17 protein-coding genes are annotated in these 13,770 nt (G+C 40.1%); 8 read left to right on the top strand and 9 right to left on the bottom strand.

Annotated elements, in window-relative coordinates; all coding sequences use genetic code 11:
• Nucleotides 1-155 precede the first annotated feature (155 nt).
• Nucleotides 156-1,070, bottom strand: coding sequence for a TraB/GumN family protein (locus tag A9267_RS15130; protein ID WP_065109768.1), 915 nt, complete (start codon nt 1,068-1,070; stop codon nt 156-158).
• A gap of 49 nt (nt 1,071-1,119) precedes the next feature.
• Here A9267_RS15130 and A9267_RS15125 point away from each other — a divergent pair, with 49 nt between their 5' ends.
• The gene (locus A9267_RS15125) at nt 1,120-1,431 is read left to right on the top strand and encodes a hypothetical protein (RefSeq protein ID WP_055022711.1); all 312 of its coding nucleotides are present in this window, start codon (nt 1,120-1,122) and stop codon (nt 1,429-1,431) included.
• 221 nt (nt 1,432-1,652) lie between these two features.
• A complete protein-coding gene (locus tag A9267_RS15120) occupies nt 1,653-3,395 on the top strand; it encodes a GGDEF domain-containing protein (RefSeq protein ID WP_065109767.1) in 1,743 nt (580 codons plus the stop codon).
• Between the two features lie 46 nt (nt 3,396-3,441).
• On the opposite strand, the gene A9267_RS15115 is transcribed toward A9267_RS15120, so the two are convergent.
• Nucleotides 3,442-3,972 carry a DUF3016 domain-containing protein gene (locus tag A9267_RS15115; protein ID WP_065109766.1) on the bottom strand — a complete coding sequence of 177 codons (531 nt, stop codon included), beginning with the start codon at nt 3,970-3,972 and terminating at the stop codon, nt 3,442-3,444.
• A 315-nt stretch (nt 3,973-4,287) separates the two neighbouring features.
• Here A9267_RS15115 and A9267_RS15110 point away from each other — a divergent pair, with 315 nt between their 5' ends.
• Entirely contained in the window at nt 4,288-4,608 is a 321-nt protein-coding gene (locus tag A9267_RS15110; protein WP_065109765.1) for a hypothetical protein, read from the top strand.
• 65 nt (nt 4,609-4,673) lie between these two features.
• Here the strand turns inward: A9267_RS15110 and A9267_RS15105 are convergent, their stop codons facing one another.
• Nucleotides 4,674-5,183, bottom strand: a complete 510-nt coding sequence (locus tag A9267_RS15105; protein WP_055022715.1) for a DUF4240 domain-containing protein — start codon at nt 5,181-5,183, stop codon at nt 4,674-4,676.
• Nucleotides 5,184-5,287: 104 nt separating this feature from the next.
• Between A9267_RS15105 and A9267_RS15100 the strand changes: the two genes are divergently transcribed.
• The 5 genes from A9267_RS15100 to A9267_RS15075 all read left to right on the top strand — a co-directional run bounded on the left by A9267_RS15100 (nt 5,288) and on the right by A9267_RS15075 (nt 8,563).
• On the top strand, nt 5,288-5,695 hold the full coding sequence (locus tag A9267_RS15100) for a hypothetical protein (RefSeq protein WP_065109764.1): 408 nt from the start codon (nt 5,288-5,290) through the stop codon (nt 5,693-5,695).
• A 91-nt stretch (nt 5,696-5,786) separates the two neighbouring features.
• Nucleotides 5,787-6,584: a response regulator transcription factor gene (locus tag A9267_RS15095; RefSeq protein WP_055022717.1), complete on the top strand. Its 798-nt coding sequence runs from the start codon at nt 5,787-5,789 to the stop codon at nt 6,582-6,584.
• 185 nt (nt 6,585-6,769) lie between these two features.
• Nucleotides 6,770-7,042: an HU family DNA-binding protein gene (locus A9267_RS15090; protein WP_055022718.1), complete on the top strand. Its 273-nt coding sequence runs from the start codon at nt 6,770-6,772 to the stop codon at nt 7,040-7,042.
• A gap of 295 nt (nt 7,043-7,337) precedes the next feature.
• The gene (locus A9267_RS15080) at nt 7,338-8,030 is read left to right on the top strand and encodes a TorF family putative porin (protein WP_065109762.1); all 693 of its coding nucleotides are present in this window, start codon (nt 7,338-7,340) and stop codon (nt 8,028-8,030) included.
• Between the two features lie 350 nt (nt 8,031-8,380).
• Nucleotides 8,381-8,563: a hypothetical protein gene (locus A9267_RS15075; RefSeq protein ID WP_055022720.1), complete on the top strand. Its 183-nt coding sequence runs from the start codon at nt 8,381-8,383 to the stop codon at nt 8,561-8,563.
• 30 nt (nt 8,564-8,593) lie between these two features.
• On the opposite strand, the gene A9267_RS15070 is transcribed toward A9267_RS15075, so the two are convergent.
• The 6 genes from A9267_RS15070 to A9267_RS15050 form a co-directional block, all read right to left on the bottom strand.
• Complete coding sequence (locus A9267_RS15070) at nt 8,594-8,989, bottom strand: hypothetical protein (RefSeq protein WP_156669180.1); 396 nt, start codon at nt 8,987-8,989, stop codon at nt 8,594-8,596.
• Nucleotides 8,990-9,041: 52 nt separating this feature from the next.
• Entirely contained in the window at nt 9,042-10,406 is a 1,365-nt protein-coding gene (locus A9267_RS15065) for an alanine/glycine:cation symporter family protein (protein WP_055022722.1), read from the bottom strand.
• Nucleotides 10,407-10,710: 304 nt separating this feature from the next.
• Complete coding sequence (locus A9267_RS15060) at nt 10,711-11,241, bottom strand: SRPBCC family protein (protein WP_065109760.1); 531 nt, start codon at nt 11,239-11,241, stop codon at nt 10,711-10,713.
• Nucleotides 11,242-11,322: 81 nt separating this feature from the next.
• Nucleotides 11,323-11,592, bottom strand: coding sequence for a cysteine-rich CWC family protein (locus A9267_RS21635; protein WP_082972411.1), 270 nt, complete (start codon nt 11,590-11,592; stop codon nt 11,323-11,325).
• 289 nt (nt 11,593-11,881) lie between these two features.
• The gene (locus tag A9267_RS15055) at nt 11,882-12,931 is read right to left on the bottom strand and encodes a c-type cytochrome (RefSeq protein WP_065109759.1); all 1,050 of its coding nucleotides are present in this window, start codon (nt 12,929-12,931) and stop codon (nt 11,882-11,884) included.
• Between the two features lie 9 nt (nt 12,932-12,940).
• Nucleotides 12,941-13,660, bottom strand: a complete 720-nt coding sequence (locus A9267_RS15050) for a c-type cytochrome (RefSeq protein ID WP_082972410.1) — start codon at nt 13,658-13,660, stop codon at nt 12,941-12,943.
• Nucleotides 13,661-13,770 lie beyond the last annotated feature (110 nt).

Here is a 13,770-nt window from a genome sequence, read left to right as displayed (position 1 = left end):
AGAGTTACCTTTTGTTTATTAACTGAAAAACGCAGTATTTAGCAAACCTAAACACTGCGTCATTAAATGTTTCAATGCTGCTATTATACATCTAGATTGATAACATCAGTCAAAAAATGCCAATTTTTACTCTTCAAATGGAAAACAACATTACATTATCGATACTCATTACAGGTCATTTTCCAACAATCGATCACATCGGCACCTGCATTTCGTAACAACTCGGGCAAGGCTTGTTGGCCTACGACATGCCCAGCGCCAACAATGACGAACAAGCGTTGATAATGACTATCTTGTAAAATCTCGATGATTCTTTGCGTCATCGTGTGGTTTCTTTGCCAAAGCAATTTAGTTAATAGCTCATCAGATTCTTCTGCTTGATGCTCCATAATATCTGCGAGTGCTTGATGATCGCCCGATCGCCATGCTGATATCAGCTCAAGCATCTCGCCATCGGTTGCGTTAATCGCTTCATCCAATAATTGCGCTTGAGTTTTATCTGAAAAAGAAGAAATGAGGTCGAACTGAAATTCCACACTTTCAAGCTCAAGTAATGGCTTGGCCGGATCACGAGCCACAAATGTCACATCGACGCCTGCTTCAGGTGAAAACCCCAATTCAGCAAAGCGCCCAACACCGATTTGGTTTGCCTGAAGCCAAGTAGCAAGTGGCTTTAAACCGTCGCACATGGTTTGGTTTTTACCGCAAAAAGCCGGATATAAACTCGTAATGTCGGCTTGTTTTCCTTTTGCAAAACCATACTGCTGCAATAGTTGTTGTATATTGGCTTTAGTCACATCTGCTTCAATCACTAATGCATCTGACTCAACAAAACTTTGTTCTATTTGCAAAGGTAAAGGATAAAAGTCGGCTTTGCCAATATGAATAGAGCCCAATAGGTATATTTGTTTATTTTGATAACTGGCTTTGAAGAAAGGTGGTTTATCAGTTTCTGCTGCACTCGCATTAACAGCTAAAACTAATGCAAGTACAGCCCCAACGAAAATGAATCTAAGCCTCGTTAATAATGTTGCGGTGATTTTTAACGGTAATTCACTTGTTAGTCCCATGCCAGCCCCTTATAATTTAACTTAATTTTTATGATGTAATGAGGCTATCATGCCGTATACCCAAGTTATCCAGCAATTAAAAGAAAGTCTGCAAACAGGATATCGTCAAGCCATTGATGCCGATAAAAGACTCGACGAACTGCGTCAAGCTGGCCATGGTAAGTTTGTTGCAATCTTCACTGAAGAACAAGGCTTTACCCAAAAAAGTAATCGCTTTTTACCTTATGTTCAAGAGCTCGCAAATGAACTTGAAGAGCTTCAAGGTCTCAGCCATATACCTCCAGAAATGTTAGAAGCTCATGTAAAAAAAATTGGGGCATTACTGCAAACTTTGCATTTGTTTAAACAAAATACTAAGTAGCACCTACCACTTGTTAAAAACGCAGCCCACGGGCTGCGTTTTAGTATCAATTAACTCCGCTTTGGGATTTTCACATTTAAATAATCCACTCCTTTGAAAAATGAGCTTGAATCGATTTCAAGTTTATCTGTTAGTTTTGTGCATACATTTGTTATCAAAGACATATTTTTGTCATTTTTCTGCCATAGACTGATGGAAAAAAATGCAATGGAACTGATGTAATGAGTGTTATAGATTTAGAAAAAGAACTCGAAAAAATAATATATAAACAATCTATCAATGCTATCTTTCAGCCTATTTTCAACATATCAACTCAAAAGGTTCATGGTTTTGAAGCGTTAAGCCGAGGGCCAGAACATAGCCCGCTTTATTCTCCAGTACCTTTATTTAAAACTGCAGAACATCTTAATAAACTCAGTGAATTAGAAACACTCTGCCGCAGTATTTCTATTAATGCTTTTAAAGCGTGTCAGCTTAAAGGTAAGTTGTTTATCAACATCTCGCCAAAAGCGCTACTCGATCCTGACCATCCTAAAGGGCTAACCCTGCAGCTGATTAAACAAATGGGGCTAAAGCCTGAAGATGTGGTTATCGAACTATCAGAGCAATACCCAGCCGATGATATTGATTTATTAAAAGACTGTTTGAACCACTATCGAAATCAGGGCTTTCTCACAGCAATTGATGACTTAGGCGCAGGGTACTCAGGATTACGCTTATGGTCTGAACTGTCTCCTGATTATGTCAAAATCGATCGCCATTTTATTCATCAAATTGACAGCACGGCAGTAAAGCAAGAATTTGTGCGTTCGATTGTGGAGCTATGCCAAAATCTGACTTGCAAAGTCATTGCAGAGGGAATCGAAACCCCAGAAGAGTTAACCATGTTAAAGCAGTTAGGGGTGACTTATTGCCAAGGTTATTTATTGGGTAGACCCAACATTAAACCCAATACGCACATGGACTCAAACTTGGTGAGCATGCCTTTGCCACCGCAAACACGTTATTGCGAAACAGCAGAAAGTTTATGCTCATCAGCCAATATCGCGCCACCTGAGACAAAGCTGAAGCAACTCAGTGAGCAATTTATTGCTCAACCAGCACTGCAAGCAATTGTCATCGCTCAAAATGGCCATCCTGAAGGCATCGTCAGTCGCAACCATATTCTGGAATTATTTAGCACACCCTATGGCCGAGCTCTGCATGAAAACCATCCGGCGAGTGCAGTAATGGACAGACAAGTATTGCAGATTGATGCAAGTGAACCTTTGTCAGCGGTGAGCCAACTGCTAACCTCTGAAACCGCCACTACCGTTGCACAACAATTTATTATATTACGGCATGATAAATTAATCGGGATTGGCCACACAAAAGATCTATTACAACGCATAACCGAACATAGAATTAAAGTCGCTAGACATGCTAACCCGCTTAGCAACTTACCTGGAAATGTTCCTATTCAAGAAGAGTTAAAACGCTTACGATCCCAGAAAAAGCCATTTTACTTAGCGTATTTCGATTTATGCCACTTTAAACCTTATAACGATATTTATGGTTTCTCACGAGGTGATGAAGTCATCATGCAAGTGGCTAACTTACTAAGTCATCATCAAAATGAACGCTGCTTTGTCGGCCACATAGGCGGAGATGACTTCGTGATGATTTGCACTTGCCAAGATGCACTCACTCACGGTAAAGCCATCGTAGAACACTTTGAACAAAGTAAACGCACTTTTTATTCAGCAGAACATTGGCAAACTCAAACGATGCATGCCAAAGATCGCCAAGGTAATATGGTCGACCACCCTTTAATTTCACTATGTGTTGGTGTACTACCACCTGCGATGACCCATGATACAACGGATCATAAATTATCAATGCTCAGTGCTGAAGCCAAAAAACAGGCTAAATATGTACAAAGTAAGGTTTTCATCTTAGATGATAGGCAACAAAAAACGGCTTAATAAGCCGTTTTTATTGTATTGATTGAAGCTATCTCAATGGCGCGATTTATAGTACTGGCTCTACGGTTTTCTTTAACCAATCTTTCAACATACGAGTTTCATACTCAAATGGTCGTTGATTTCTTGTAGAATTAGCACCGTACATGAAGTTCATATCAACTAGCTTTTCATCTCCGGCAATAACAACGTTATCGCCTTCAGTGATACGGTAAGTAAACGTCATTCTAGGTGGGTACAAATCTTTAACGATTCGTAATTCATTAGCAGACGTAGCCCCGAACGTTGGTCTTAAGTCGCCTGCTAAGTCCACATCTGAAACTACCATTTCGAGTTTCTGATTTGGCTTGAGTATCTTCTCAGCTTCTTTATTGATATTTTTAGTCATGGTATCAAAAAAGCGTTGTTCAAAGCGCGACTTAACTTCTGTAGCCGTTTTTAAATCACGATAATTTTTAGGCTCTTGCCATTCAACTTTAACGATGCCCTCTTCTGTGACTGGGTTTTCAATCACTTCTTCATCAGCGATAGCAACATTACACATTAGTGCGCCTGCAATAAGTAAATGTTTAACTTTCATATATAGTCTCCTGGCAGTGAATTTGTCGCAATGTATTCATTGCATCTCAATATAATAAGCCCAACCTGTATATAAGCTTAACGCAAAGCGACTTCCTTTGCTGTAAGACATTCACCTTTATACAAGCAAGTAAAATTGGGATAAATATTATTAGCTGCTTTTTTGTTCAGCTTTTGTTCAGTCAGTGATTGCTAATATACATCCCAAGCAAACGTACTGCATCATATCAACCCCATTAGATGATTGCGTCACTGCCATTAACGCTCAAGGAATTAGCGCAACAATAAACCTACGAGTTTTAACTGGAGTAATACTATGAACAACATCACTATGAACAACGCTAAAGTAACTATGACTAAGAAAATAACCCTTGCTGCGACCTTTTTCGTCACAATGGCATTATCTTCTTCAAGCTTTGCTCATCAATTTGATGTCGATGCAGAAGGCCAACAAGCGATTCAAGAACATCACCAGTTAATGAACCAGCACATGGCTTCGGCAGAACAAGAGTATACCGCTGAACTTGAACAAGACTTTAATCAGCAGCTTGAAACTGCAGAGCATAACTTCATGGAAAAAAAATGCGCTAATCGTGGATTAGACTTTGATGACGAATCTGAAGTGTGCGAAGGCTAAACCTTAAAGGTTAGTTACCGATATGAAAATGCAGCCTAATGGCTGCATTTTAGGTTTTCTGAACGTTAAAATGGAAATAATGCACTGAGTTTTGGATAGTTCTTTTTAAGATCTTTCTTCTTGGTACTAAACTTTTTACCCTGGGGAGTATGCTGCCCGGAAGGAACAAAAGGTAATTCATTACCTGTTCTGTCTTCATAGAGTTGCCCTGCTATCAAGTCAAAGTCCTCAATAAAAGGGTATGCATAATCATCTTTTGTTGGCCACAAAGTCAGTTCTCCTAAACAATCGGGATCAGCAATCACCTTGTTATACCAGTCTTCACCCAGAGAAAGTAAAAAGCCTCTAAACTCTGCGAAAGCATAATCAGAATCACAACCTGTGATAATGTACGCCGCTCCCCATATATTCCAATGATAACTACGGCGCATCTGCTGTCCGAACATTTTATCAAATGCGGCTAAAGCGTCATCATCAAGCTCGGTTAGCTTAGCCGTCAGTTCACTGTGGCACTGCTGCTCTGACTGTTGCGGCTCAGTACGCGTCACTAAGTCCCAAAATTCAGCTTCTGTCATGTCACTTTTCCTAATCTTTTTGGAAACTATTCACCAAAATATCTCAACTCGCGTTATTCTACACCACAACGAACTCATTGCTTTACTATCAATAACAATACCTCATGACTAAATTCAGTACCGTTAACAATTCGCTCCCTCGCAGACTGATCATATTGATGGCATTTTACGTCTTATTGTCTATTCTGGCTTTGCTACGTTCATACGCCATTCAAGGAGTCGATCTGTTTACGATTGGCGTAATACCAGTGCTATTTGGACTCGTTAAACGCACTCACTGGGCCAGTTTAGTGTTAAAAATATACCTCGCAATCCAAACATTGGCGATGTTAGCTTTATCCACAACAGCTATTATTGCCTATCAAATCACCCCTGAAGATGTAAAAGTCGAATTCAACGGAGTGAGTATACCTGTACCGGCTATTGCACTGAGTGCGGTGCTCATTTTGGGGTACCAATATTGGGTCGCGTTTAGCCAAAAAACCACGCAGTATTTGAAACCTGATTGTTAATGTCTTGTGCAAGAATAGCTATATTCACGTAGAAGCTTAAGGTAAAATGTGCCCATAAGACGCATTTATAATAAATAAGAAGAAGTCATTTATGGGCCACCTATCCCCCAGTGAACTATCAATTTTATTGCTAGAGCCTTCAGATACTCAGCGTAAAATTATCACCGCACGCCTACAACAAGAAGGTGTAAATAGCATTCAAACTGCATCAAGTATCACTGATGCGAAAGACATTATCTCAAGACATACTCCTGATTTAGTCATCAGCGCTTTACACTTTTCAGATGGCGAAGCAACCGACTTGCTCAGTTTCATCAAGCAAAGCACTCAATTTAATGACATTCAATTTATGCTGGTTTCTAGTGAGTGTCGACGCGAACAACTTGAAGTGTTCAGGCAATCAGGGGTCGTCGCCATTCTACCGAAACCATTCGATGCCGATCACCTAGCGACTGCGCTCAATTCAACCATCGATTTAATCAGCAACGATGAACTGGATTTAAGTCATTTTGATGTACAAGATATTCGTACATTAGTGGTTGATGATAGCCGAATGGCACGTAATGTCATTAAGCGAACCATTGGCAACTTAGGCATTAGAATCATTAGCGAAGCTGAAGATGGGGCGCAAGCAATAGAACTCATGCAGCAACAGATGTTTGACCTAGTCATCACAGACTACAACATGCCGAGTGTCGACGGTCTAGCACTGACCCAATATATTCGCAATGAAAGTCAGCAATCCCATATCCCAATATTAATGGTCTCATCTGAAGCCAATGATACACATCTTAGTAATGTATCAAGTGCAGGAGTGAATGCACTTTGCGATAAACCTTTTGAGCCTAAACTGGTTAAGCAGCTGCTGTATCAACTATTAGAAGATTAATTTTACTGTGGCACTCGTCATTTTCGCCCCAAAAGCTGGGCAAAGGGGTCATTTACGTCGTAAATGTCACCAAAATGCCCTATTGCTACACATTTATCAGATAAAATGCTTTCAAAGCCCCATGGCTTATGGCATGTTAATCTAGTTTTAAATAAACACATCTATGGAAAGCAGAGAATATCAACATGAACAAAAGTGAATTAATTGCAAAAATTGCAGAAAATGCTGAGTTAACTAAAGCAGAAGCTGGCCGCGCACTAAAGTCTTTTGAAGAAGCTGTTACTGAAGCCATGAAAAATGGTGACAAAATTTCTATCGTAGGTTTTGGTTCTTTTGAAACCTCTGTACGCGCAGCTCGTACTGGCCGCAACCCACAGACTGGCAAAGAAATTCAAATTGCTGAAGCGACTGTACCAAAGTTCAAAGCGGGTAAAACATTAAAAGATAGCGTTAACTAAGATTAACTGCTTGAAAATAAAACCTCCACTTCGGAGGTTTTTTTATGTCTATTGATCACCTTTCTATTAGAAATCCGACCCAAAACTGCACAAAAAAAGTGCACCCCTGCCTCAATATCATGCAACATTTTTGCTACATCATAGTGCGAGAGAACATAAACCATTAATAGTAAAGCATTTATAAACATGGCACATCATTAGCAATAACTCATACAGATGAAATCAACATTGAACCTTGCTGCCCGATAATCAAGCAACAGGTGAAATGAATAATAAAAACTTTGAGGGAATGAAAATGAAAAAAACCTTATATAAAGCTATTGCGCTATCTACAAGCTTATTATTATCTGGTTCTGCATTAGCAGAAGTCACCGGTAATATCGGCGCGACGTCAAACTACCTATGGCGTGGTGTAAGCCAAACTGATAACGGTGCAGCTGTACAGGGTGGTATTGATTATGCCGCTGATTCTGGCTTTTATGTCGGTGGTTGGGCTTCAAACGTTGATTTTGGTGATGGCACAAGTTACGAGTTAGATATTTACGCAGGTTACGGTGGTAATATCACTGAAGATTTAAGCTACGATATTAACTACCTTTATTATGCCTACCCAGATTCTCCTGGTAGTGTTGATTTTGGTGAAGTCACTGTTGGTTTAGCATGGAAATGGTTAGATGTTTCTTATTCACACACTGTCAATGGCGGCGATGATATTGCTTCTGATCCACTTGATTCAAAAGACATGATGTATGCACAAGCTAACCTCACATTCCCACTAACTGAATCACTGTCTTTAGGCGTGCATTACGGTTATTCAGATGGCGATATCATTACTAGCTGGTATGGTACTGATAGCTACTCAGAATACAATGTATCGTTAAGCTCTGATACTGATTACGGTACTGTTTCATTTACTGCATCTGATACAGATTTAGATGATGACGACGCAAAAATTGTACTAGGCTACTCGTACAGCTTTGGTTTATAAGCCATAGTCATTCAATCTGGCACCAATGCGAACTGGCTTAGGTCGGCATCGTGCCAATTGTTACACCTCAAACGCCACTCTAATGAGTGGCGTTTTTGTGTGTCAAAGAAACTTTTTGATAACTGCGTTAAGCAAAAAAATAAATAACTGCTACATTGAATTTATAGGAGTAAGTAAACCTTTGGGTGCAATTTGAATGCATATTCTTCGTGGTTGTTTTACAGGAATATCGTAAGCTTCAGCGCTCAATACCCATGATATCAAAGCACGGCTAAAGGCTACCTTTGATATTTACAGCTTATTTGTCACACAGGGACACCACAAATAAGCATGAAATAGAGGGTAGAATAATGGCTAATATTACTGAAAGCATTCCTAACGATACAGAAATCGACGCAATGGTATCACCAAGAAATAAACGTTCAGCTGAAATTATTGAACGAAAACGTCAAGTTAAACGACGCTTAGATGACTATCTTGAACAAGCAGAATTACGTAAAAGTTTAGGTGACGACTTAGAAGATGATTTTTAAACTTCACTTAACCTTACTTAGCTTGCCAAATTAATCCCACGACTTAAGGTAATACGCTAAGCCTGTGCACTCCAGATATACTGTGCAAGTCGGATACTTCTGCTCACCACATTCAGTGATAACCAGTGCATTGCCGCCCCTATCAGCCGTTTGACCTCTTAAATCGTTTTTCAATGCGCTTAGACTTGGAATCGGATAACGCAAATGATCTGCCGACACACTGCAAAAAGAAGTAAACACTTCACCTAATGGGTCGTTTTCGTGATTATAAAGTTCACTTGGTGAATACAAATCAACGGTTGAAGCCTCAACCTTAGCGACTACATACTCTTCTGCATTGGTGCGAAATTTAACGCCATTACAACCAGCAAGCACGACACTCAGCAAACAGATTGTATATACGCTTATAATGTTATCTATCTTCATAAAATCCCTTTTTGTTGGCATACACATCCCAGTGTATGCCTAATCCATTTTTTTATCCTTGCGCATTTAACTGCTTTTGTTTAGCAAAGTATTCACGGGTTAGTGCAAATACCACAGGGCTTAACAATGCTAATGCAATCAAGTTTGGAATAGCCATCATGGCATTTAATGTATCTGCAAGTAACCAAATAAACTCAAGCGAACTCACAGCACCAATCGGTACCACTAAGGTCCAAATTAATCTAAATGGCTTGACGACTTTATCACCAAATAAATACTGCATGCATTTTTCACTGTAAAAGCTCCAACCTAGGATGGTCGTAAAAGCAAATACAGCTAATGCAACGGCAACAATATAATTCCCCATAGGCAGTGCATGTGAAAACGCAAAGGATGTTAACGCAGCGCCTGTTTCACCCGAAGTCCATGCTCCCGATACAATAATAGCCAAACCGGTAATCGAACAAACAATAATCGTGTCGATAAACGTACCTAACATCGCCACTAAGCCTTGTTTAACAGGCTCATTGGTTTGCGCAGCAGCATGGGCAATAGGCGCACTACCTAAGCCAGCTTCATTTGAGAACACACCACGAGCGACACCAAAACGAATAGCAGCCCACACAGCGGCACCAGCAAAACCACCTTGGGCAGCAACAGGGTTAAATGCACTATGAATAATCAACTGAAATGCGGCTGGTACTTGGTCAGCATAAACAACTAACACGGCTAAGCCAGCTGTGATATAAAATAGGGTCATTAAAGGGACAAGTTTACCGGCAACGTCTGCGATGCGTTTGATACCACCCATCAATACAGCACCCACAAGCACCATCAGCACTAAACCAGTAATCCAGTTAGGCACACCAAAGTTGCTGCTCATTGCGTCAGCAACTGAGTTGGTTTGCACAGTGTTACCTATACCAAAACCGGCAAGAGAGCCTAAAAGCGCAAATAACGTGCCTAACCAAGCCCATTTGCTGCCTAAACCATTCTTGATGTAATACATGGGACCGCCCACATGATTACCATTTCCATCTTTTTCACGAAATTTAACCGCTAAGACAGCTTCTGCAAACTTGGTAGCCATACCGACTAACGCCGTGCACCACATCCAAAATAACGCGCCTGGTCCACCAAGAAATATCGCGGTTGCAACACCGGCAATATTACCTGTACCAATGGTTGCCGAAAGTGAAGTCATTAAAGCGTTAAACGGACTAATTTCACCTTTATGTTTATCGTCGGATGAATCTCGACCAGACCATAATAACTTAAAGCCTGTGCCTAATTTTAGGATTGGCATTAATTTCAGTCCGATAGACAGAAATAATCCCACTCCTAAAATCATCACTAACATGGGAACGCCCCACACTATGCCATTAACTGTATTTACAAATGCCGTCACTTGTTCCATTGAAAACCTCATAATGCGTTAATTATTTCTTGTTATTATTTTTAGTTGTTTTTCTTTTGATTCATCCGCTATTTCACTCAATAGGGCTAAGTCATTTAAAGAAAAATTAAGATTACCTGCATTACACACAAATTGGAAACACCATCATTAAAAGCAAAGGTATTAAATGCAATAATCTCAATAAATCAGTCAATTGATTAGGCTAAATAAATAAAAAAGGCACTACTAATATTGTAGTGCCTTCACAGTTTGGTGTTTATATCGCCCTAGAAATATCAAGCAATGCAATAAAACTTAAGCCTATTCAATCCAAAATCAACTTTAAGCTATCTAAGCCTTGCTGTAAGTCATTGCCTATAATCGTTTCAAAATCCATGAACAGAAACATCAAATTCATCGGATAATCGAGATGCCCTTTAAACCCCCAATTAAGTCGAGTTTGATTGTCAGACAAGGCTTCAGTGGTCATATATGCAGGCTCTGTTGCTTCAAAAGGGCTTAAAAATCTAAGTTCGAAATCAATCCTCTCTCCCTCAACAATCGCCATTATCTCTTGTTCACCGACGCCAACATCTGGATTGTCACTTGCCCAAGCTGACACAAATCCAACCGTTGCATCTGTCCCACGATAGGTTTTTTCCATATCGGGATCCATTTGCGCCCATTTACTAAAATTATTTTGATTCTTGAGGTGTTTTACATAATCAAACACAATCGCTTTAGGTTGGTTAATCACAATTGTTCGCTCAACTGAGTAATCTTTTTTGATAAAGATCGCCGCGATAAATGGGATTGCAATTAAGATAGCAACAACTAGGAGTATTTTTTTTATCATGGTGTTTTTCCTAATTAAAGTAATGATTAAGTATATCAATCATTCCTGACACCACAATTTTATTTTAACAAAATAGCAACACTACTTTTTGCAAAGAGACTCATAGCAAGACTGACACACACAAGCTTTTCCCCTCAATTGCGCTTTAACAGCAGCAGAAATGGTGCCACGAGCTGAAAGAGAAAGACACCAACACGCCTCAATAGATAAACCTTTGCTGACAGCACAAGCATTTTGCTTATTGCAGATAGGACAAATTAAAGGTTCAACAACATTAGCTTGATTCAGTGATATCCTCTCTTGAGTTACTTGTTCTTGAGGATGATAGATTTCAACAATTTGTGTCTTCACAGGATTAACTCGATAGTAGGAATATTAACGATTGGTTCGCAGGCAACGCTAGATGTATAAGCAAGGATAATGCGATACAACTTTCTATGATATTCATTTTATGATTGATAACGAAATTGAGTGTGGCACTACACTATAAAAATAGCACAGTAGATAATAATGCAGCTCATATAATCCTCTGCCTTAGCAGTAGAGGTGATACCTCAACCAAATACGTTTTATTATGCTACTGTACTGCGTTGCCATTTATTCAGCGTTTCTACTTTCCCAATGACTTTTCCAATCAGGCTTACTGACTAGCCTCAGGGAAATTAGGATAAGCCTTTTCGCCTAAAAGTACATTTTGAGGCTTTTTGCCATAATAACCATCATGTTGATGAAAACTGGCTTTCGTTTGCTCTATCTTTCCTTTAAAGCGCGGATCTTGAGGTCGTTCCTGGGCATTAATGTATGCTGCTACATCCCAAGCCTCTTGGACTGAAAGCTGAATACTCTTTCCTAATGGCATATTCTCATAAATAAAGTTAGCCGCTGTATTCACTCGATGCATACCTGCTCCCCAGTTATAGCTCTGCGGGCCCCATAATGGCGGAAGAGCACTCACTTTTGCCATCTTTACTCCTTGACCATCTTGACCATGGCAAGCCTGACAATGTGCAAGATAGACTGAATTACCTCGCTCTATCGAGTAGGGCTTTTCCGGCTTATCTAACTTAGGAAAGCCGCGACCAGGCAGCATCGTTAACGCTTTTTGATCACGCTTCTCGCTAATAACCTCAGGTAATGGAAACTCAGGACGATTACCTCCTTTTAGCAACTCAGCATCTGACAATATTGGTACATCACCAGTAAGATTAAATTGATTCATCAAGCCACTCATCGCTAACCAATATGAATAAGCCGACAGAGCAACTAACACATCGCTACCTGATTCAGGGGCTTTGCCATTCATTGAGTAAGTAAAACAACCTTGAATACGCTCCTGATAACTATTCACTTTGTCATTTTTTTTACGATAGGCAGGATAGGCCATATAAGCCGCCCAAAGTGGCGAAGCATTCGCTTTATTTCCGGCGTTCATATGGCAATTTACACAGTTCAATTCATTGCCAACATACTGATTGCGCATTTGCTGACTATTCACAAACAACTGATACCCCTTTGTGACTTTGTCGCCAAACTCCCCTTTAGGAATCGCAGATAACGCACTCGGTGTTAAATATTGGGCATTAGCATCTTTTGGAACAGAAGGAAGTTGAGCTTGTCTATCGGGTAACTCCGTCGCTGATAATCCCATACTGAGCAACACACCAGCCACCGAAAAATAATATAGCTTCATAGTATGTCCTTATTTCTGAGCCGAAAAGTATTGAGTTAATGCATCAATTTCTGCAACGGTGAGCTTTTTAGCAATATTGCCCATCATGTTGTCAACATCCCCTGTACGGGTGCCTTTTTGCCATGCCAATAATTGATTTTTAAAGTAGGTGGGTTCTTGGCCAGCTAACCGCGGAAATTGACCAGCACCAATACCTGACGGACCGTGGCAACTGGTACATGCTGGGATCTCTCGCTCCCAATCACCTTGAAAAGCCAGTTTCTCGCCTATATCGCTAATGACAACTTTATCACCTCGATACTGCAAACTAATTTCAGCGACTGGTTTTGCAGCAAAAAAATCTGAGACTAATTTAATGGTATCGCCCTGCACCGTCATAGCCATTGCCATCATCGTCGGATTTTGACGTTTACCAGACTGAAAATGAGAAAGTTGCTGGGCCATATAGTCACTAGAAAGGCCTGCTAATCTAGGGCCTGCTACCCCTAAACCTTCACCGTTTACGCCATGACAACTTAGGCATACTTGAGCCGCTGCAGGTACGGTTTCAAGGAGCTCTTTAGGTGACGCTTCAGGAATACTGGCTGAAACACTAAGGCTTAACGTACTGCCAATTAGCGCCGCCCAAAACCTAGATACACTAAAGTTTGCACTTTGTACCCATTGCGAAGTAACTGTATTGGTGAAACGCCATGAGTGAACTTTGGAAAACCAGAGATTTTTATTCATATATCAGCCTTTTGTGAATAATCCATTTCCTATGCTTTACTCAATATAGTCAATAAAAGAACAGTTAGGCAGGATGTTTTTTATACAAAAGCAAGATGCAGATAATTAAG

Source organism: Shewanella sp. UCD-FRSSP16_17 (assembly GCF_001675935.1).
GTDB classification, from domain to species: Bacteria; Pseudomonadota; Gammaproteobacteria; order Enterobacterales; family Shewanellaceae; genus Shewanella; species Shewanella japonica.
This window is presented reverse-complemented; position numbering and strand designations above follow the sequence as displayed.